Annotated in this window: 19 protein-coding genes; 12 read left to right on the top strand and 7 right to left on the bottom strand. The window is 73.5% G+C overall.

Translation table 11 applies throughout. From position 1 onward, the window contains the following. Position 1 precedes the first annotated feature (1 nt). From purB to ACFQ46_RS21000, 4 genes are read right to left on the bottom strand one after another with little or no spacing between them, the layout of a single operon-like run. On the bottom strand, positions 2-1,423 hold the full coding sequence (purB, locus tag ACFQ46_RS21015; RefSeq protein ID WP_380261726.1) for an adenylosuccinate lyase: 1,422 nt from the start codon (positions 1,421-1,423) through the stop codon (positions 2-4). Positions 1,424-1,444: 21 nt separating this feature from the next. Continuing rightward, positions 1,445-1,645 (bottom strand): DUF2945 domain-containing protein, encoded by a 201-nt coding sequence (locus ACFQ46_RS21010; protein WP_328293377.1) that lies wholly within the window; start codon positions 1,643-1,645, stop codon positions 1,445-1,447. A 36-nt stretch (positions 1,646-1,681) separates the two neighbouring features. Continuing rightward, positions 1,682-2,248 (bottom strand): molybdenum cofactor biosysynthesis protein, encoded by a 567-nt coding sequence (locus ACFQ46_RS21005; RefSeq protein WP_380261724.1) that lies wholly within the window; start codon positions 2,246-2,248, stop codon positions 1,682-1,684. Beyond that, positions 2,245-3,057: a fructosamine kinase family protein gene (locus ACFQ46_RS21000; protein ID WP_380261722.1), complete on the bottom strand. Its 813-nt coding sequence runs from the start codon at positions 3,055-3,057 to the stop codon at positions 2,245-2,247. The genes ACFQ46_RS21005 and ACFQ46_RS21000 overlap by 4 nt, the downstream gene beginning before the upstream one ends. Before the next feature lie 135 nt (positions 3,058-3,192). Here ACFQ46_RS21000 and ACFQ46_RS20995 point away from each other — a divergent pair, with 135 nt between their 5' ends. Together ACFQ46_RS20995 and ACFQ46_RS20990 are read left to right on the top strand one after the other, a co-directional pair. After that, positions 3,193-3,432, top strand: coding sequence for a hypothetical protein (locus ACFQ46_RS20995; protein WP_380261720.1), 240 nt, complete (start codon positions 3,193-3,195; stop codon positions 3,430-3,432). After that, positions 3,429-5,021 carry a hypothetical protein gene (locus ACFQ46_RS20990; RefSeq protein WP_380261718.1) on the top strand — a complete coding sequence of 531 codons (1,593 nt, stop codon included), beginning with the start codon at positions 3,429-3,431 and terminating at the stop codon, positions 5,019-5,021. The genes ACFQ46_RS20995 and ACFQ46_RS20990 overlap by 4 nt, the downstream gene beginning before the upstream one ends. Here the strand turns inward: ACFQ46_RS20990 and ACFQ46_RS20985 are convergent. Next, complete coding sequence (locus ACFQ46_RS20985) at positions 4,955-5,482, bottom strand: NAD(P)H-dependent oxidoreductase (RefSeq protein ID WP_380261716.1); 528 nt, start codon at positions 5,480-5,482, stop codon at positions 4,955-4,957. The two genes, ACFQ46_RS20990 and ACFQ46_RS20985, sit on opposite strands and share 67 nt — an antisense overlap. Then, positions 5,482-5,982 carry a flavin reductase family protein gene (locus tag ACFQ46_RS20980; protein ID WP_380262019.1) on the bottom strand — a complete coding sequence of 167 codons (501 nt, stop codon included), beginning with the start codon at positions 5,980-5,982 and terminating at the stop codon, positions 5,482-5,484. Before ACFQ46_RS20980 ends, ACFQ46_RS20985 begins: the two co-directional genes overlap by 1 nt. Before the next feature lie 220 nt (positions 5,983-6,202). Here ACFQ46_RS20980 and ACFQ46_RS20975 point away from each other — a divergent pair, with 220 nt between their 5' ends. The 10 genes from ACFQ46_RS20975 to ACFQ46_RS20930 all read left to right on the top strand — a co-directional run bounded on the left by ACFQ46_RS20975 (position 6,203) and on the right by ACFQ46_RS20930 (position 18,268). Further along, positions 6,203-7,261 carry a LacI family DNA-binding transcriptional regulator gene (locus ACFQ46_RS20975; RefSeq protein ID WP_380261714.1) on the top strand — a complete coding sequence of 353 codons (1,059 nt, stop codon included), beginning with the start codon at positions 6,203-6,205 and terminating at the stop codon, positions 7,259-7,261. A gap of 130 nt (positions 7,262-7,391) precedes the next feature. Continuing rightward, on the top strand, positions 7,392-8,480 hold the full coding sequence (gene rutA / locus ACFQ46_RS20970) for a pyrimidine utilization protein A (RefSeq protein ID WP_380261712.1): 1,089 nt from the start codon (positions 7,392-7,394) through the stop codon (positions 8,478-8,480). Positions 8,481-8,560: 80 nt separating this feature from the next. Beyond that, positions 8,561-10,165, top strand: coding sequence for an amidase (locus ACFQ46_RS20965; RefSeq protein ID WP_380261710.1), 1,605 nt, complete (start codon positions 8,561-8,563; stop codon positions 10,163-10,165). Next, positions 10,162-11,622, top strand: coding sequence for an MFS transporter (locus tag ACFQ46_RS20960; protein ID WP_380261708.1), 1,461 nt, complete (start codon positions 10,162-10,164; stop codon positions 11,620-11,622). Before ACFQ46_RS20965 ends, ACFQ46_RS20960 begins: the two co-directional genes overlap by 4 nt. Positions 11,623-11,625: 3 nt before the next feature. Beyond that, positions 11,626-12,270, top strand: a complete 645-nt coding sequence (locus tag ACFQ46_RS20955) for an isochorismatase family protein (RefSeq protein ID WP_380261706.1) — start codon at positions 11,626-11,628, stop codon at positions 12,268-12,270. 5 nt (positions 12,271-12,275) lie between these two features. Beyond that, the gene (hisC, locus tag ACFQ46_RS20950; RefSeq protein WP_380261704.1) at positions 12,276-13,373 is read left to right on the top strand and encodes a histidinol-phosphate transaminase; all 1,098 of its coding nucleotides are present in this window, start codon (positions 12,276-12,278) and stop codon (positions 13,371-13,373) included. Between the two features lie 172 nt (positions 13,374-13,545). Next, positions 13,546-14,715, top strand: a complete 1,170-nt coding sequence (pdhA, locus tag ACFQ46_RS20945) for a pyruvate dehydrogenase (acetyl-transferring) E1 component subunit alpha (RefSeq protein ID WP_380261702.1) — start codon at positions 13,546-13,548, stop codon at positions 14,713-14,715. Beyond that, a complete protein-coding gene (locus tag ACFQ46_RS20940; RefSeq protein ID WP_328293363.1) occupies positions 14,715-15,698 on the top strand; it encodes an alpha-ketoacid dehydrogenase subunit beta in 984 nt (327 codons plus the stop codon). Before pdhA ends, ACFQ46_RS20940 begins: the two co-directional genes overlap by 1 nt. A 58-nt stretch (positions 15,699-15,756) precedes the next feature. After that, a complete protein-coding gene (locus tag ACFQ46_RS20935; protein ID WP_380261699.1) occupies positions 15,757-17,079 on the top strand; it encodes a dihydrolipoamide acetyltransferase family protein in 1,323 nt (440 codons plus the stop codon). 115 nt (positions 17,080-17,194) lie between these two features. Next, positions 17,195-18,268, top strand: a complete 1,074-nt coding sequence (locus tag ACFQ46_RS20930; protein WP_380261697.1) for a ScyD/ScyE family protein — start codon at positions 17,195-17,197, stop codon at positions 18,266-18,268. A gap of 10 nt (positions 18,269-18,278) precedes the next feature. On the opposite strand, the gene ACFQ46_RS20925 is transcribed toward ACFQ46_RS20930, so the two are convergent. After that, the gene (locus ACFQ46_RS20925; protein ID WP_380261695.1) at positions 18,279-19,220 is read right to left on the bottom strand and encodes a hypothetical protein; all 942 of its coding nucleotides are present in this window, start codon (positions 19,218-19,220) and stop codon (positions 18,279-18,281) included. Positions 19,221-19,303 lie beyond the last annotated feature (83 nt).

Here is a 19,303-nt window from a genome sequence, read left to right as displayed (position 1 = left end):
GTCACGCCTCGTCGAGCACGCTGACGAGGGCCGACGCGTCGCCGGTGTAGTCGCCGGGGGTCAGCAGCGACAGCCGGGCCGCTTCGCCCTCGGGCAGGCCGAGACCCGCGACGAACTCCCGCAGCTTGGCCTGGTCGACCTTGCGGCCGCGGGTGAGTTCCTTGAGGCGCTCGTAGGGTTCGGGCAGCCCGTGCACGCGCATGACGGACTGGACGGCCTCGCCGAGGACCTCCCAGTTCCCGTCGAGGTCGGCGGCCAGGGCGGCCGGGGCGGCGTCGAGCCCGGCGAGGCCGCGCTGGGCGTTCTCGATGGCCAGCAACGAGTGCCCGAACGCGACGCCGATGTTGCGCTGCATCGAGGAGTCGGTGAGGTCGCGCTGCATGCGCGACGTCGTGAGGGTCTCCTCCAGCACCCGGAACAACCCGCCCGACACCTCGAGGTTGGCCTCGGCGTTCTCGAAGCGGATCGGGTTCACCTTGTGCGGCATCGTCGAGGACCCCACGGTGCCCTGCCCGCGGACCTGCGCGAAGTAGCCGAGGGAGATGTAGGTCCACACGTCGGTGCAGAGGTTGTGCAGCACCCGGCCGAAGCGGGAGACGTCGGCGTAGAGCTCGGCCTGCCAGTCGTGGGACTCGATCTGCGTCGTCAGCGGGTTCCAGGTCAGGCCGAGGCCGGTGACGAACTCGTGGGAGGCGGCCGGCCAGTCCGTCGTGGGGACGGCGGCCTTGTGCGCGGCGTAGGTCCCCGTCGCGCCGTTGAACTTGCCGAGGTACTCCGCACCGGCGATGCGCGTGAGCTGGCGGCGCAGGCGGTGGGCGAGGACGGCGAGTTCCTTGCCCAGCGTCGTCGGCGTCGCGGGCTGGCCGTGGGTGCGCGACAGCATCGGCAGGTCGCGCAGGTCGTGGGCCATCGTGACGACGTCGTCGACGAGGCTCGTCGCGGCCGGCAGCCAGACCTGGGCGACGGCGTCACGGACCATCAGCGCGTAGGAGAGGTTGTTGATGTCCTCGCTCGTCGCGAAGAGGTGGGTCAGCTCGGCGATGTCGACCAGCGAGGTGCCCTCGAGGCGACGCTTGATCCAGTACTCGACGGCCTTGACGTCGTGCACGGTGACGCGCTCGATCTCGCCGAGCTCGGTGACGGCCGCGGCGTCGAAGCGCAGCGGCAGCTCGCGCAGGAAGGCGATCTCGTCGGCGGTGAGCCGGCGCACGCCCGGGACCACGTCGTGGGTGCCGAGGAAGACCAGCCACTCGACCTCGACGTGGATGCGGCGACGGTTCAGCGCGGCTTCGGAGAGGTGTTCCGCGAGCGGTGCGACGGAGCGGCGGTAGCGGCCGTCGAGCGGGCCGAGCGCGGGCTCGCCCAAGCTGGCGGGGGCGTTGGACGGGGAGGCGGCAACGGCCGAGTCGGTCACGTGCCTCATGGTCCCACGCCCCCGCGGGAGTCAGGTCTCGTCGACGGAGGATTCCTTGTGGGCGGCCTCCTTGCCGGACTTGCCGCTCTTGACGATCACCTGCGGGTCGTCCTCGGAGGCCTTGCGGTGCTTGCCGTAGAGCTCGAAGTCGTCGGTCTTCTCCTCGACGACCTCCCCTTCGGTCCTGCCCTGCGGGGTGTTCCAGCTGACCTCGTCGCCCTTCTTCACCATGGTTCCACCGTGGCGTCGACCCGGCCCGCGCGCACCTCAGGGCAGCGGGGTCCGCCGCCGCACGGCCTCCCCGGCCCGAGCGGGGTCGAGCTCGACGGGGGAGTGCAGCACCCCCGGCCCGCGGGCGATCCTGCCGTCGGTCAGCGGGGTGCAGCGCAACCCGCCGCGGCCGCGCAACGCGGCGTGGGCGCCGTCGGCGACCATCCGGTCCATCCACGCGCACGGGGCGGCCGGACGTCCGCCGTGGACGGTCACCGACCCCGCGGCCGTCACCAGGTCGAAGTCGTGCCCCCGCAGCGGGTCCAGCTCGACGCCGCGGACCACGACGTTGCGCCGGGCCAGCAGCGGGTCCGGGACCGCGGCCAGTCCGAGGTCGTGGGCGACCGCCTCCCACGCCTCGACGGCCAGGAACGTGATCGCGGCGTCCATGTGCGCGGCCTTGCCGAAGAACCGGTCGCCGCGGATCCCCTTGCCCGCCACGACCTCCACCGCGTCGAGGTCGTGGGTCTCGACGTCGGCGGCGCCCTCGCGGGGACGGCCGAAGTAGGCGTGCTCGGGGGAGACGAGCAGGTGCAGGACCTCGACGGGGTAGCTGTGCGTCACAGGGCCGACGCCCTCTGCGCGGCCTCGAGCGCCGGCGCGGCGTACGCGCCACCGAAGAGGACGGCGTGCACCAGCAACGGGTGCAGCTGGTGCAGCGGAACCCGCTCCCGCCGGCCGTCCGGGGTGCCGGCCGCCTCCCCGTAGGCGTCCAGGACGCGCGCCAGGTGCGGCAGCCCGAACAGCTCCAGCATCGCGAGGTCGGTCTCGGGGTGCCCGCCGTGCGCGGCGGGGTCGATGAGGACGGCGCCGTCGGCGGACCACAGGACGTTGCCCGACCAGAGGTCGCCGTGCAGGCGCGCGGGCCCGTCCGCCCCGGCGACCAGGGCCGGGTCCTCGGCCGTGAGTCGTTCGCAGACCCGTTCCACGACAGCCACCTCGGCGGCGTCGAACGTGCCCGCGTCACGCGCCAGGCGGAGGTAGGGCTGCGCGCGCTGCTCGGCGTAGAACGTCCCCCAGCCCGCGTCGCCCCCGGTCACGGGCCCGGTCACGGGCCCGGTCACGGGCCCGGTCATCGGCAGCGGGAGGGTCGCGATCCAGGTGTCGCCGTCCACGCCGGGAGGTGGGGCTCCGAAGCGCGGTGCCCCGGCGGCGTGGGTGCGGGCGAGGTCACGTCCGAACCGCTCGGCCGCCCGCGCGTCGGGACGCTGCTCGCGGACCCGCTCCAGGACCAGGGCGTCGGGGCGCACCTCGAGCACCGGGCAGACGGCGACCCCACCGGCGTCCGCGAGCCACCGCAGCCCCGCGGCCTCGGCGGCGAAGGCGGCGGCGGGTACCCCGGTCTGCTGCTTCACGAAGGCGGTGGACGGCACCGGTCCATGGTCACCGCGGTCTCCACAGCGGGCACGTCGGGCCGGACCGTCCACAGACCGTCGCCGATCCCCGGCGACGCCACCCTCGCCTGCCTACCGTCCACGGGCTGGGGTTCCACGGAGGGAGAAGGACGGATGGATCTGGGGCAGGTGGCGTTGACGCGCCGGGTGGAGGAGGTGGCCGAACGGGTGCGGTCGGTGCACCGGCAGCTGGGTGCGGTGCACACGGGCGACTGGACGGGGCTGGCGGCGGCCCGGTTCCGGGCGAGGCTGGGCGACGCGGCCCAGGAGGTCGCCGGGGTCGCCGAGACGTGCGACCGGTTGTCGGGGCGGGTGACCGAGCACGTCCGCGCGCTCGAGCTGGTGGCGTCGTGAGCGCGGACCTCACCGTCGACACCGGGTACGCGGTGGACCCCGACGCCCTGGACGCGGCCGCCGCCCGCCTGGCCGCGCTCGCCGCCGACCTCGGCGTGGTGGGACTGGACCTCGTCTCGATCGCCACCGACCCGGCGTTCGCGGCGAGCGCCGCGATCGCCCCGGCCAGTGCGGCGCGGGTCGCCACGGCGATCGGGGACCTCCTGGTCGGGCGTCGGACCCCCGTCGCGGCGGCCGCGACGCTGGCCGCGCTGGCGGTCGAGGTCGAGACCGCCGCCCTGCGCTACCGCGTCGGTGACGAGGTCGCCGACGCGGTCGTCGCCGTCGCCCGACGGGCCGTGGCGCAGGCCGTCGTGGAGTGGGCTCCCGAGATCGCCGGCGCCACGGCCGTCGTCGTCGGCGCGGACGTGCTGCGGCACGTGGGGACCGCGGAGTACCGGGTCCTGGCCGGGGCGGTGGCGCAGGTCCTGCGGACCGGGACCGTCGACCTGGCGGAGCTCGGCGCGGACGCGGGCGAGGAGTTCGCCGGCGTCGACGACGCGGTGGCGGACGACCTCCGCGGGGTCGGCCGGTTCCTCGCGGCGCACCCGGAGGTCGCCCAGGAGGTCGTGGCCACGACCCCGTACCTGCTGGAGGCGGCGGGGCTCCCCCGGGTGGACGGGGTCGCGGGCGTCGCCGGGGCGCTGACCGCCCTGGGCGCGGTCGCCCCGGTGTTCCGGGAGACCGGCGTCGCGGTCCGTCCCGCGACCACGGCCCGGGCGACCCCCAGCCGGCCGCCGCGCGGGATCGCCGAGGTGCTCGACGGCGTCGCGCACCAGTCGACGGGGTACGAGGGACAGGCCTCCGTGGGCGGCCGCCTGGCCCCTGCCGGGACACCCGCGCCGGGCGGGATCCGGCTGGAACGGATCACCCAGGCCGACGGCGGCGTCGCGTGGGTCGTGGAGATCCCCGGGACCCAGACCTGGACACCGGTCCCGGCTGCGGGCAGGACCCCGATGGACCTGACCACGAACCTGCGCGCGGTCGCCGGGGAACCGACGGCGACCGCCGACGCCGTCGTGCAGGCCATGCGGCAGGCGGGGGTCGGCGCGGGTCAACCGGTGATGCTCGCCGGTCACAGCCAGGGTGGGCTGACCGCGGCGGCGTTGGCCGCCGACCCCGCGGTGCGGGCGGAGTTCGACGTCACCCACGTCGTGACGGCGGGTTCCCCCATCGACGGGATCGACGTCCCGGACTCGGTGGAGGTGCTCTCGCTGGAGCACACGGGCGACCTCGTACCGGCTCTCGACGGCGAGACCGCCGCGGGTTCGGCGCACCGCACCGTCGTCGCCCGCGACGTCGGCGACGACCCCCGCTTCGCCGCCGACATCGCGCAGGACCCGCTGAAGGCCCACGGCTGGTCGGCCTACATCGCGACGGCGCAGCTCGTCGACGGGTCGGGAGACCCTGCGCTGCAGGGTTTCCGCGACTCCGGGAGCGCCTTCTTCGACGCTCCCGGAGCCCGGGTGGAGACCTTCGACCACTACGCCGAGAGGGTCGACCCCGCGCCGGCGGTCGCGAGCAGGGTGGAGCCCCAGCGCTCGACGTAGGCGGTCAGGGCGGGCGTCTCGGCGCCCTTCTCCTCCGCCTCCCGGTCGATCAGGTACAGCCCGGGGGCGGGGCACGCCGCACCCAGCTCGGACAGCACCGGCTTGAGCAGGAGCTCGGGAGCCAGCGCGTGGGTGGGGGCGGCGCCCAGCATCAGGGGGACCGCGGTGACCCCGCGCAGGCCTTCGCCGCCCGCGAACTGGTCGAGGAACAGCTTCAGCAGCCCGCTGTAGGTCGCCTTGAAGGTGGGCGAGGCGACGACGAGCAGGTCGGCGGAGGCGACGTCGGTCACGGCCTGCGCCACCGTCGGGTCGCCCCAGCCGAGCAGGCCGGGGCCGAGGGTGGCCACGTCGACGACCTGGCCCACCTCGTCACCTCCCGAGAGCAGCTGCGCCGTGGTGATCGCGGCGGTCAGGGTGCGGGAGGCGACCTTGGGGTTGCCGCAGACGACGACGGTCCGCATCAGGCGGTGGCCTTCGGGGTCAGGGTGCGGAAGGCGGAGGAGTGCCACACCAGGGGCTCGGTGTCGGGGGCGTTGCCCATCGCGTGGACCTGCAGGAGGACCACGTCGTGGTCACCGGCGGGGACCTCGGAGTAGATCGAGCACTCGAGCCAGACGGGAGCACCGTGGACGAAGTTCGCACGGGAGTCGAGGGTGGTGGTGTCGATGCCGGCGAAGCGGTCGGCGGCCTTGGAGGCCAGCTGGCGGGCCGCGAGGTCGTGGGCCTCGCCGAGGACGGAGACGCCGATGCGGCCACCGGCGGTGGCGCCCGCCTTCAGCTTGGGCCAGCTGGTGGAGGTGTGCTGGACGGCGAAGAGCACCAGTGGCGGGTCGAGGGAGATGCCGACCTGGAAGGAGGAGGCCACCAGCACGACGGGTTCGGGTCCGTCGCCGCTGTCGACGATCGCGGAGAGGGCGGCGACGCCGGAGGGGAAGAGGGCGAAGGTGGTGCGCAGGGCCATCGGGTCGTCCTCGAAGGCGACCAGTTCGAGGGGAGTCGTTCCAGGGGCGTCGGACACGGGCGGTACCTCTCCAGCGTGGGTCGAGTGGTGGTGACGTGACGTTGACAGAGTCAACCGCAATTGTTTCCCGGGCGTTTCGCCGGAGTGATCGAACTCGTTGCGCCGCGCGGTCGCGGTCCTGGAGCGGTGTCCGGGGGAGGTCGCTGGTTGGATCCGTACCGTGAGCGACTCCGCAGTCACCCCGGCCGAGACCGCCCGCAGCGGACCCGTGACCGGCTACGACGTCGCGCGGGCCGCGGGCGTCTCCCAGTCCACGGTCTCCCGCGCCCTGCGGGGGGACACCCGCGTCGTCCCGCAGACGCGCGAGCGCGTCCGGCAGGTGGCCCGCGAGCTCGGCTACGTCGTGAACCTCTCGGCCCGCAGCCTGATCACCCGCCGGACGGCGACGATCGCGATCGTCTCCGGGGATCTGCGCAACCCCTCCTTCCCGCTGCTCGTGCAGACGTTGCAGGAGCAGTTCCACGCGCGGGCGCACCGGGTGCTGCTGTTCGCCGACCACGACGAGGAGTCCGGACGCTTCGAGGAGGACCTCCACTCCCTGCGGGGTGGACTGGTCGACGGCATCGTCTACCTGTCGGCGCGCACGGACGCCGCGGCCGTCGCCGAGCTCGTCGACGTGGGCTTGCCGCTCGTCGTGCTGAACCGCGACGTCGACGGCGAGCTCGGCGAACGGGTGGACCGCATCACCTCCGACAACGTCGGGGGTGGGCGACTCGTCGCGCGGCACCTGTGGGAGCGGGGAGCGCGCCGGATCGCGGTCGTGGCCGGCCCGCAGGACAACCCCAGCCTGACCCGGCGGGCGGCCGGGTTCGCCGAGGAACTGGGCCGGCACGGGGTGTCCGTGGACCCGGCGCACGTCCGGCGCGGGCCCGTCAGCCCCGCCTTCGGGCTCACCGCCGCCCTCGAGCTGCTCGACGTGCCCGCCGACGTGCGCCCGGACGCGGTGTTCGGCCACACCGACTACATCGCCCTCGGGGTCCTCGATGCCGCGGGGCGTCTGGGGCTGCGGGTTCCGCAGGACCTCCTGGTCGTGGGCTACAACGACCTCGACTGGGCCGGCTGGTCGATGATCGACCTCACCACGGTGCGTCAGCCCCTGGTCGAGATGGCCCGGGTCGCGGCCGACGCGCTGTTCGCCCGGATGGCCGACCCCGACGCCCCGCACCTCGTCCGCGAGTTCGGCGTCGAGCTCGTCGAGCGCGGTTCCACGCGCCGCTGACGCGCCTCTGACGTACCCGGGGAACGGGGACGACGGCGAAACACAGCGTTCACCTGAGCGAGACGAACGAGCAACACCGCCCTCGTACATTCGCAGTCACGGCTGCAGCAGACGACCCAGGAGGTTCCTCGTGGACATCGGCGTGTTCATCCCCATCGCCAACAACGGGTGGCTGATCTCCAAGTCCTCCCCGCAGTACATGCCCACGTTCGACCTGAACAAGCAGGTGGTGCAGAAGGCCGAGGCGTACGGTTTCGACTTCGCGCTGTCGATGATCAAACTGCGCGGGTTCGGCGGCGAGACGGAGTACTGGGACCACGCGCTGGAGTCGTTCACGTTGATGGCCGGCCTGGCCGCCGTCACCGAGAAGATCAAGCTCTACGCCTCGACCGCGATCCTCACCCTGCCGCCGGCGCTGGTCGCCCGCATGGTGTCCACGATCGACTCGATCGCCCCCGGCCGCATCGGGGTGAACATCGTGACGGGGTGGGCTCCGGGTGAGTACGCGCAGATGGGCGTCTGGCCGGGGGACGAGCACTTCCAGAACCGCTACGCGCGCGCCCGGGAGTACGTCCAGGTCCTGCGGGACCTCACCGAGACGGGTCGCAGCGACCTCGAGGGCGAGTTCTACCGGATGGACGACTGCGTCCTGTCGCCGAGACCCGGACACATCGACATCGTCGCGGCCGGGCAGTCCGACACCGGCATGCAGTTCTCCGCCGAGCACGCCGACTACGACTTCCTGCTCGGAACCGGCGTGAACACGCCGCAGGCCATGCGCGACACCGCCGAACGCTACGTCAAGGCCGTCGCGGCCTCGGGTCGCGACTCCGGTGCGCTGGCCCTGTTCATGGTCATCGCCGACGAGACCGACGAACTCGCGATGGCGAAGTGGCACGACTACCACGACAACGCCGACCTGGCGGCGCTGAACTACCAGGCCGACGAGGCCGGTGCCGACGCCACCGCCGGTGAGGGTTCCACCGCGAAGACCATCGCCCTGCCCGAGGGGGCCGTGAACTTCAACATGGGGACCCTCGTGGGCTCCTACGCATCCGTCGCGCGCATGCTGGACGAGGTCGCGCAGATCCCGGGGGTCAAGGGCATCATGCTCACCTTCGACGACTTCCTCGGGGGCATGGACGCCTTCGGCGAACGCATCCAGCCCCTCATGCTGAGCCGGGCGCAGATCCCGTCCCCCTCACCGGCCACGGCCTGACGCGGAACACCGGCACGAGGAACGGCACGAGAACCAGCACGAGGAACCAGCACGTCTGATCGATCGAACGGGGTAGGGCGTTGCTCGAGCAGTTGAGGACCGAGGCGGCGTCCGACGCCGAGTTCCAGGCGTTGCTGGCCGGTCGCCGGGCCCGCCCGCACCCCGCGTCACCCTCGGCGGAGGTCCCCGAACCGGCTGCGGCGCAGGAGTTCCTCCGCACGGCTCCTCGCCCCGAACCTGCCACCGGTCCGGTGCCGGAACCCCCCGAGGGGACGCTGGGCGTCGCCGGGTTGCTGCGCGCCTACGCCGCCGGCAGTGCCGACCCGGTCGTCGTGGTCGAGGACGTCCTGGCCGCGACCGGCCCGGACGGTCCCGCCCCCACGGCGTTCCTCGCCGTCTGCGCCGGGGCCCGCGAGGCGGCGCGGGAGAGTTCCCGGCGCTGGACGAGCGGGCAGGCCCGCCCGCTGGAGGGGATCCCCTTCGGGGTCAAGGACATCGTGGACGTCGCCGGAACGGTCGTGACCTGCGGTTCGCACCAGACCGGCGACCGCGTCGCCACGAGCGACGCGACCGTCGTGGCCCGGTTGCGGGCCGCGGGGGCGATCCCCGTCGTCATGACGGCGACCACCGAGTTCGCGTGCGGGCTCGCGGTCAACGCGCGCTACGGCGCGGTCGAGAACCCGTGGCGGGCGGGCCGCTGGACCGGAGGTTCCTCGACGGGTTCCGCCGCGGCCGTCGCCGCCCGCGTCCTGCCCTTCGCCCTCGGCACCGACACCGGGGGTTCCGTGCGCGTCCCCAGCGCGCTGTGCGGGATCACCGGCCTGAAACCCACCCACGGTCTGGTCCCCCGCACCGGGGTGGCGGCGTTGTCGTGGACGCTCGACCACGTGGGTCCGATGACCCGCAGCGCGGCCGACGCCGCCCTGGTGCTGTCCGTCGTGACCGGCCCGGACGGGTCGGACCCGACCGCCGCCCACGACGTGCCCCGCGTCGGACCGGCCCAGGTCTGGGCGCAGAGCGGCCTGGTGGGCCGGCGGATCGGCCGGGTCCGCGGCTGGTTCGAGGAACGCTGCGACGCGGCCGTCGTCGCCGCGGTGGACGCCGCCGTCGAAGTCCTGCGCGCGCACGGGGCACTCGTGGTGGACGTCGACCTCCCCACCGCCGCCGACGCGTACGCCGACGCGCTGGTCGTCCTCTCGGGGGAGCTCACGGCCACCCAGGAGGAGAACGTCGAGCGTCTGGAACTCTTCGACGCGGGAACCCGGAAACGCCTCGGCCGCGGTGCGGCCGCCAGCGCGGCGGACTACCTGCGGGCGCTGCGCGGACGGGCCGTGGCCCAGCGCGAGCAGCTCGCGGTCATGGACGCCGCGGGGGTCGACGTCCTGCTCACCCCGGGCGTCGGGACGACCGCGCCGCACCTCGACGACCTCACCACCGACGTCGACGGCGAGCGCGTCCCGCTGCAGGAGATCGTCCCCCGCAACACCTCACCGTTCAACCTCACGGGTTTCCCCGCCCTCGTGGTCCCCGCCGGCCGTGGCCGCGACGACCTGCCCGTGGCGGTGCAGTTCGTCGCGCGCCCCTTCGCGGAGGCCGTGCTGCTCGGGGTGGGGGTGGGTTTCCAGTCGGTCACCGAACACCACCTCGCCGCCCCGCCCGGCCTCGTGGCGGTCGTGCCGACGTGAGCGCGCGCAACCCCTGGACGGTCTTCTCGGCCACCAGCACCGGAGTCGTCGCCGTGTTCCTGAACATCTCCGGGGTGAACGTCGCGCTGCCGACGATCGCCCGGGAACTCGGGGCGAGCGCGGCGCAGTCGAGCTGGGTCCTGCTGTCCTACATGCTCGTCACCACGGCCCTGATCCTCGCCATCGGCCGGCTCGCGGACATCGTCGGGCGCCGACCGCTCTACCTCGCGGGCTACGTGGTGTTCACCCTCGCCACCGCGGCCTGCGCGTTGGCGTCCGGTCCGGAACTCCTCATCACCGCACGGACGGTCCAGGCCGTGGGCGCGGCCGCGCTGGTCACGAACACGACGGCGCTGCTGACCGACACCTTCCCCGCCGCGTCGCTGGGGAAGGGGCTGGGGCTGAACGCGACCGTCGCGGCGGTGACGCAGGCGATCGGCCCGCTGGCCGGGGGCGCCGCGACGACCCTGCTCGGCTGGCGCGGCACCTTCCTGGTGACGTTGCCGATCTGCCTGGTGGGCCTCGTCTGGTCCGCCGCGGTCCTCCCACGGACCGCCCGCAGCACCGCCCCGCGGGAACGCTTCGACGGCGTCGGGGCGGTGCTGTCCGCGCTCGCCCTGGCGGCGACCCTGCTGACGCTGTCGCCCGACGTCCTCGCGGCGACGGGTTTCGACGGGGTCGGCCCGGCCGTGGTCTGCGGCGTCGTGGCGGCCCTGCTGTGGGTGCTCTTCGTGGCGCGGCAACGGCGGCGCCCCTCGCCCCTGGTGGACCTGGGCGTCCTGGTGCACCGCATGCGGGGCCCGCTCTACGCGGCGGTGCTGCTGAACGCGGCGGCGCAGTACGCCGTCGTCGTCCTGGCTTCCCTCGTCCTGCAGTCCACCGGCCGCCACGACGCTCTCGCCGCGGGCCTGCTCGTGAGCCCACTCGCCCTCGGGACGACCGTCGCGGCGGTCGTGGCGGGGAACCTCGTCGGGCGGGTGGCGGCCCGGACGATGGTCACCGCCGGCAGTGCGGTCGTCCTGGTCGGGACGTTGCTGCTCGCCGTCGTGCTGACCCCGGACGGGGCCTACACCGGCGTCTTCGTCGGGCTGTTCGCCGTCGGGGCCGGCACCGGGCTGTTCATGACCCCCGGGACGAGCCTGCTGATGCTCACCGTCCCCGCCGCCCAGCGCGGCATCGCGAACGGTGTCCGCTCGGCCCTGCAGAACGTCGGGTTCCTGCTGAGCACGGCGGTGGCGCTCGGCATCGCCACCGGGGGGCTGTCCGGCGCCGACCGCGCCGACGCCTACTCCGGTGCGCTGTCGGCGGCGCCCTCGGCGCTGGGCAGCTTCGGTGACGGGGTGCGGGCGGCCCTCGTCGTGCTGTCCGTCCTCGCCTTCCTGGCCCTGGCCGCCTGCGTGGCCCTTCCCGTCCGGCGCAGCACCCGCGTCGCGTCCACAACCCCCGAGGAGACCTGAGACATGAGCGTCGACGACTACGCCGGGGCCGGGTTCGGTGCCGGGCTCACCCCGGGAGCGCGCCCCGCCCTGCTGCTGGTGGATCCCGCCTGCGCCTACACCGACCCCGGCTGCCACGTCTACGCCGGTCCGCCGGCGCTCGCGGCGGCCGAGGCCATGCGCAGCCTGCTGGCGAGCGCCCGGGCGGCCGGCGTCCCCGTCGTGATCACCCGGGTCGCGATCGCGGCCGACGGCAGCGACGCGGGGGTCTTCTTCCGCAAGGTGCCGGGGTTGCGCGCGTTCGGGCCGGGCAGCCCCTTCGCCGCCTACGTCGACGGGCTGGCCCCGGAGGCGGGGGAGGTGGAGATCGTCAAGCAGTACCCCAGCGCCTACTTCGGGACCGACCTGGCCGCGCGGCTGCACGCCCTCGAGGTGGACACCGTCCTGATCGGGGGGTTCAGCACGTCGGGCTGCGTGCGGGCGAGCACCCTCGACACCCTGCAGCACGGGTTTACGCCCTTCGTCGTCACCGACGCCTGCGGGGACCGGGACGCCTCGGTGCAGGCGGCGAACCTCTTCGACATGGGCCAGAAGATGGCCGAGCTGTGGGACCTGGGCGCGGCGCAGGCCTACCTGGAGCGGGTGGGGGGCGGGGTCTCCGTACCCTGACGCCCATGACGACGATCCCCGGCACCTCTGCGGCTCCGCGGTTGCGGGCGAACATGGCGGGAGTCCCGGCCTACGTCGCCGGGAAGCCGGCCGTGGCCCGTCAGGGGCTGGAGGTCTACAAGCTCTCCTCCAACGAGAACCCGTACCCGCCGCTGCCGAGCGTGCTGACGGCGATCTCGCGGGCCGCCGCCGACGTGAACCGCTACCCCGACCCGGCGGCCACGGCGATGCTCGCGGCCGTCGCGACGCGCTGGGGTGTCGCGGTGGAGAACCTCGCGGCGGCGACCGGCAGCGTGCGGTTGCTGGCCCAGCTGGCCGAGATCACGTGCGCCCCGGGCGACGAGATCGTCTACGCGTGGCGGGCGTTCGAGTCGTACCCGATCGTCGCGGCCATCTCCGACGCCACGACGGTCGAGGTGCCGCTGACCGCGGACGCCCGGCACGACCTGCCCGCGATGCTCGCGGCGATCACCGAGCGGACCCGGTTGGTGATCCTGTGCTCGCCGAACAACCCGACGGGGCCGGCGCTGCGCCGGGGTGAGCTGAACGACTTCCTGGCCCAGGTGCCGGCCGACGTGCTGGTCGTCCTGGACGAGGCCTACCGCGAGTTCGTCGACGACCCGGACGTGCCGGACGGTGTCGAGGTGTTCCGCGAGCACCCGAACGTCGTCGTGCTGCGGACCTTCTCCAAGGCCTACGGGCTGGCGGGCCTGCGCATCGGGGTCGCGCTCGCGCACCCGGACGTCGCGTCGACGTTGCGCCGGTCCTCCACGCCGTTCGGGGTGTCCGCGATCGCGCAGGCCGCGGTCGTCGCCTCCTTGCAGACCGCGGCCGAGGCGGAGCTGATGGAGCGGGTGGGGGCTCTGGTCGTGGAGCGGAACCGCGTCGTGGCCGGGCTGCGGGAGCAGGGCTGGGACGTCCCCGAGGCGCAGGGCAACTTCCTCTGGCTGCCGGTGGGCGAGCGGGCGCTCGAGCTCGCCGACGCCTTCGCCGCCGAGGGGCTCGTCGTGCGGGCCTTCGCGGGGGCCGGTGTGCGCGTGACGGTGGCCGAGACCGTCGCCAACGAGCGCTTCCTCGAGGTGGCCGCCACCCTCGTGTCCTGACCCCCGGAGCGTCCCCCGGTCGGTGGGGAGGGTTCGTGTTCGGCCCCGTGTGGCGGTTCCCAAGCTACGGACCCGTAACGTACGCTCCCGTAACGTACGGAACCGTAGGTTCGCCGCGGGGACGTGCACCACAGGCAGCACCGAACGACCCCCCGACACGCGGAGGACGCACGTGAGCGACGCAGCGGAAGGCCCGGACCGGGCCGAGCACGAGGTACCCGGACGGCACGACGACATGGTCCAGCTGCTGGACCAGCACGGCGTCCGCCGCGACCACCCCGAGCACGAGGTCGACCTCGAACCGGAGGAGCTCCTGGGGCTGCTGCGCGACATGGTCGTGCTGCGCCGCCTCGACACCGAGGGCGAGGCGCTCCAGCGCCAGGGCCAGCTGGGTCTGTGGGTCGGGACCCGCGGCCAGGAAGGCGCGCAGGTCGGTTCCGCGCAGGCCACCCGCCGCCAGGACCACGTCTTCCCCACCTACCGCGACCACGGTGCCGCGTTGGCCCGCGGCATCGACCCGGTGCACGTCCTCAGCCTCTTCCGCGGTGTCGACCACGGCGGCTGGGACCCGGTCGAGCACGGCGTCCACCCCTACACCCTCGTGATCGCCGCGCAGCTGCTGCCGGCCGTCGGCTACGGCATGGGCGTCCAGCGCGACGGGGCCGTCGGCACCGGCGACCCCGCGCGCGACACCGCCGTCGTCGCCTACCTCGGTGACGGCGCCACCTCGCAGGGCGAGGCGTCCGAGGCGCTCAACTGGGCCGCGGTCTTCCAGGCCCCCGTCGTCTTCTTCTGCCAGAACAACCAGTGGGCGATCTCCGAACCCGTCGCCCGCCAGTCGACCGTCCCGCTGCACCGCCGCGCCGAAGGGGCCGGCATGCCCGGTGTCCTCGTCGACGGCAACGACGTCCTCGCCGTGCTCGCCGTGACCCGGGCCGCGCTCGAACGCGCCCGCAGCGGGGGTGGCCCCACGTTCATCGAGGCCTACACCTACCGCATGGGCGCGCACACCACCGCCGACGACCCGACCCGCTACCGCCTCTCCGCCGAGACCGAGGCCTGGCGCGAGAAGGACCCGATCGACCGGTTCCGGACGTACCTGCGCTCCGAGGGCATCCTCGACGACGACTACGAGGCGGCCCTGAACGCCGAGGCCGACGAGTTCGCCGCCCGACTGCGCGCGGGGGTCATCGCCCTCGTCGACCCCGAACCGGTGTCGATGTTCGACCACGCCTACGCCGAACCGCACCCGCAGGTCCTCGCCGAACGCGACGAGTTCCTCGCGGCCTGGGAACAGCACGACCGCGAAGCTCACGGAGAACTCGTCGGAGGGGCGTCCTGATGGAGACCATGCCGATCGGCAAGGCGATCAACGCCGGCCTGCGGGCCGCGATGGACCGCGACCCGCGCGTGCTGCTCATGGGGGAGGACATCGGACCCCTCGGCGGCGTCTTCCGCGTGACCGACGGTCTGCAGAAGGACTTCGGCGAGCACCGCGTCATCGACACCCCGCTCGCGGAGGCCGGCATCGTCGGCAGCGCGATCGGGATGGCGCTGCGCGGGTACCGCCCCGTCTGCGAGATCCAGTTCAACGGTTTCGTCTTCCCCGCGTTCAACCAGATCACCACCCAGCTGGCGAAGCTCCGGGCCCGGTCCCACGGCAAGCTGTCGGTGCCCGTCGTCCTGCGCATCCCCAGCGGCGGCGGCATCGGTTCCGTGGAGCACCACTCCGAGAGCCCCGAGGTGCTGTTCGCCCACACCGCGGGTCTGCGGGTCGTGATGCCGAGTTCCGCGCACGACGCGTACTGGATGATCCAGCAGTCCATCGCCTCGGCCGACCCGGTCGTCTTCCTCGAACCCGAACGCCGCTACTGGGAGAAGGGCGACGTGGACGTCGACCTCGGCCCGGGTGAGGTCACCCCGCTGCACAGGGCGCGGGTCCTGCGCGCCGGGACCGACGCGACGCTCGTCTGCTACGGCCCCACGGTGAAGCTCGCCCTCGACGCGGCCACCGCCGCGGCCGAGGACGGCACCAGCCTCGAGGTCGTGGACCTGCGCTCGATCTCCCCGCTCGACGTCGACACGGTGGCGGAATCGGTGCGTCGCACCGGACGTCTCGTCGTCGTCACCGAGGCGCCGGTGTTCCACGGCCCGGGGGCCGAGGTCGCGGCCCGGATCCAGGAGGCGTGCTTCTACTCCCTCGAGGCGCCGGTCAAGCGGGTCGGCGGGTACCACCTGCCCTACCCCGCGGCCCGGATCGAGGAGCACTACCTGCCGAGCGTCGACCGCGTCCTCGACGCCGTCGAGCAGTCCCTCGCCGCCTGAACCTCCTGCACCCCGACTCCCAGAACTCCCAGAACTTCGAGACCCCCGAAGGACTCCGTTGAACCAGCGGTTCGCCCTGCCCGACGTCGGTGAAGGCCTCACCGAGGCCGAGATCGTGATGTGGAAGGTCAAACCCGGTGACACCGTCGCCGTGAACGACGTCCTCCTCGAGATCGAGACCGCGAAGTCCCTCGTCGAACTGCCGAGCCCCTACGCCGGGGTGGTGGCGGAACTGCTGGTCGCCGAGGGTGACACCGTCGAGGTGGGCCGGGACATCGTCGTGGTCGACGACGGGACGGCGTCCACGACGACGGCGCCCGCGGAGCCCGCCCCCGAGGCGACCGCTCCGGCGACGGCCGGGGCGCAGGACGGCGGCTCGGGGGCGACCCTCGTCGGCTACGGCACCCGGGAGACCGTGGGCCGGCGCCGCCGCGGCGCCGTACCGAGCGTGGAAGCGCCTGTCCCGCAGGCGGTCCCGGCGGTTCCGGCGGCCCCGGTGGGCCGCGACGTCGTCCCGCACGTCCTCGCGAAACCCCCGGTCCGCAAGCTGGCCCGCGACCTCGGCGTGCTGCTGGCCGACGCGACCCCGACGGGCCCCGGCGGCACGGTGACCCGGGCCGACGTCCTGGCGCTCGTCCCCACCGCACCCCCCGAACCCGAGCGCCGCGTCGAGCAGCACGCCCGGGAACGCCACGTCCCGATCCGCGGCGTGCGCAAGGCGACCGCGGCGGCCATGGTGGAGAGCGCGTTCTCCGCCCCGCACGTCACGGTGTTCACGACCGTTGACGCGACCCGGACGATGAAGCTCGTCCAGCGGCTGAAGCTCGACCCCGAGTACGCCGGGATCAAGGTCTCGCCGCTGCTGCTCGTCGCGAAGGCCCTGATCGTCGCCGTGCAGCGCAACCCCGACATCAACTCGACCTGGGACGAGAAGAACCAGGTCATCGTGGTGAAGAACTACGTCAACCTCGGGATCGCCGTCGCGACGCCGCGGGGGTTGCTCGTCCCCAACATCAAGGACGCGGACGAACTGTCGCTCAAGGACCTCGCCGTCCGCCTCAACGGCCTCGCGGGGACGGCGCGGGAGGGCAAGGCCTCGCCGAAGGACCTCGCCGAGGGGACGATCACGATCAGCAACGTCGGGACGTTCGGCATCGACACCGGCACGCCGATCCTCAACCCGGGGGAGGCCGCCATCCTGGCGGTCGGCAAGATCCAGCAGCGGCCGTGGGTGCACAAGGGGAAGGTCAAACCCCGCTACCTCGCGACGCTCGGCCTCTCCTTCGACCACCGGATGCTCGACGGCGAGAGCGGTTCGCGGGCGCTCGCGGACATCGCCGCCATCCTCGAGGACCCGGCGCGGGCGCTCACCTGGAGTTGATCCGGCACCCCCTCCGGTGATCACTCCGGGTGAGGTCTTCTCACCGGGGTGTTCGGAGGTCTACCTTCTTCGCTCAGGGGAGCCTGTGAGGTTCCCGTGACCGAGGAGAAGTGCAATGGTGCAACGCCTCCGTTCTGCAGCAGTGTTCCTCGTGGCCGCCACCGCCTCGGTGGTCCTGGCCACCCCCGTCCACGCCGCGCCGGCCCCCGCGCCGGTGACGGTCGTCGCGACCGGTTTCGACGACCCGACGGGCCTGTCGAACTGGGCGGGGAGGTTCTACGTCTCCGAGAGCTCGACCGGTGAGATCAGCGGTTTCGCTCCCGGGGCGCGCCCCTACACCCGGCTGAACAAGATCCCCGGACCGTCGGGGGTCGACCGGAAGTTCGAGACGTTCTACTTCGTCACCGGCGAGGCGGGCACCCCCGGCGCGTCGACGCTGTACTCGACGGTCACCGGGAAGCCCCGGCACAGGATCGCCGACCTCGCGGCCTACGAACTCGCCAACAACCCCGACGGGCAGCAGCAGTTCGGGCCCGACGGGGCTCCGCTGGACGCCCTGAGCAACCCGTTCGCCGTCCTCGCCGGCCGGGGTTTCGACAACCGCGTCTTCGTCGCCGACGCCGGGGCGAACGCGGTGCTCGTGGCCGCCCCGGACGGGAAGGTGAGCACGTTCTTCGTGCCGCCGGTCGTCACGACGGGTCCCTGCAAGGGACGCCCCAACAACGACCCGCAGCACACGGGCTGCGACCCGGTCCCCACCGGTCTGGCGTGGGGCCCGGACGGGAACCTCTACGTCTCGACCCTCTCGGGGGAGGCGCCCGGACAGGGCAGGGTCTACGTGCTCGACCCCTTCGGCGGGAAGGTCCTCGGGACCATCTCCGGGTTCAGCGCCCCGACGGGTGTGGCGGTCGGGGACTCCGGGGCGGTCTACGTCTCCGAACTCCTGGAGGGACTGCCCGCGGGCGACGGGCCGCCGCCGGCCGGTTTCGACCCGAGCACCGTCGGCCGGATCGTCCGCGTCGACCGGGCGGGTGTGCGCACCGCGGCGCAGGTGACGATGCCGCTGTCGCTGAAGGTCGTGGACGGTCAGCTCTACTCCACGGCGTGGAGCACGGCCGGGATCTTCGGGTTCGGCGCGCACCTCGGCCAGGTCGTCCGGGTGGACGGTTCGGCGTTCGTCCGGAGTTGAGGGTTCCCGGTCAGCGTGCGGTGACGGAGAGCTTCACCGGGCCGCCGCTGACCGGGACGCTGTCCTGGTCGGCGTCCCAGCCGTAGTAAAGGCCGATGAGGTAGGTCGTGCCCTGCTGCAGGGTGACCGGGGTGTCGCAGTCCCACGGGTCGTCGTTGGTGACGAGCCGGGTCCCACCGTCGGGCAGCACCTCGAGGATCCCGGCCTGCTGCGCCCAGCTCCCGTGGGTGTCCGCGTCGGCCCAGCCGGTGGCGGGGGAGACGGAGATCGCCGGGGCCGGGCCCGTGACGGCCGCGCGGTAGCTGTACCAGACGGTGTTCCCCTGGGTCGGGGACCAGTTCGAGAGTTCGCAGTGCTCGTAGTCCTTCAGCGCCGGGCCGTCGGCGTCGGCGGCGGAGGTGTCGGCGGTGGTCGTGAACGGCAGCGCGGAGATGGGGTGCGCGTTCTCCAGCCGGTCGTTCGACGGCGCGGTCGCGGACGGTCCGGCGATCGTGACGTCGAAGCGGGCGCCACCGGTCGGGGCGCTGAAGTAGGCGACGACGTCGACGGGGCGGCTGGCGCGCGCCACCGTCCCGCCGGTGCAGGCGAGGACCGCGCCGCTCCAGTGGTCGATGACCGCGGTGCCCGCGCCGCTACCGGTGACCGTGGCGACGAGGGACCCGGTGGCCTTCTTGCCGACGGCGAACCACTGCGGGGCGCTGAGGGCCCGGCCGTCGTTGCAGGCCGCGGCCACCGCCCGGTTCGCCCGGACCGTGCCGTGTCCGCCGGTGCCGGTGCCGTCCGCGCTGCCGCTGCCGCTGAACGGGAGGGTGCGCACGGTGGCCGCCGTCGAGCTCGAGGTGGCGGCCTGGGCCGGCGCCGCGGCCACGACGGCGCCGGCGAGGGCGGCCCCGACGACGATTCCCGACCACCGCGTGCGGCGGCGGGCGGCGACGGACGGACGTGCGTTCATGAGATCCCCCTGATTTGACTCTCTGTCACTCCCCAGGAGGAAGTTACGTCTTCAAGGTGATCGCTCGGGTACTTTCCGTGACA

It is taken from the genome of Kineococcus sp. GCM10028916 (genome assembly GCF_042674865.1).
GTDB lineage: Bacteria > Actinomycetota > Actinomycetes > Actinomycetales > Kineococcaceae > Kineococcus.
Note: the sequence above shows the minus strand (reverse complement) of the source record. Positions and strands in the feature narration are given on the sequence as shown.

Coding starts and splice junctions, on each gene's coding strand:
- purB (WP_380261726.1), bottom strand. CDS start 1,423: ATGAGGCACGTGACCGACTCGGCCGTTGCCGCCTCCCCGTCCAACGCC.
- ACFQ46_RS21010 (WP_328293377.1), bottom strand. CDS start 1,645: ATGGTGAAGAAGGGCGACGAGGTCAGCTGGAACACCCCGCAGGGCAGG.
- ACFQ46_RS20995 (WP_380261720.1), top strand. CDS start 3,193: ATGGATCTGGGGCAGGTGGCGTTGACGCGCCGGGTGGAGGAGGTGGCC.
- ACFQ46_RS20985 (WP_380261716.1), bottom strand. CDS start 5,482: ATGCGGACCGTCGTCGTCTGCGGCAACCCCAAGGTCGCCTCCCGCACC.
- ACFQ46_RS20980 (WP_380262019.1), bottom strand. CDS start 5,982: ATGGCCCTGCGCACCACCTTCGCCCTCTTCCCCTCCGGCGTCGCCGCC.
- ACFQ46_RS20955 (WP_380261706.1), top strand. CDS start 11,626: ATGAGCGTCGACGACTACGCCGGGGCCGGGTTCGGTGCCGGGCTCACC.
- hisC (WP_380261704.1), top strand. CDS start 12,276: ATGACGACGATCCCCGGCACCTCTGCGGCTCCGCGGTTGCGGGCGAAC.
- ACFQ46_RS20940 (WP_328293363.1), top strand. CDS start 14,715: ATGGAGACCATGCCGATCGGCAAGGCGATCAACGCCGGCCTGCGGGCC.
- ACFQ46_RS20930 (WP_380261697.1), top strand. CDS start 17,195: ATGGTGCAACGCCTCCGTTCTGCAGCAGTGTTCCTCGTGGCCGCCACC.
- ACFQ46_RS20925 (WP_380261695.1), bottom strand. CDS start 19,220: ATGAACGCACGTCCGTCCGTCGCCGCCCGCCGCCGCACGCGGTGGTCG.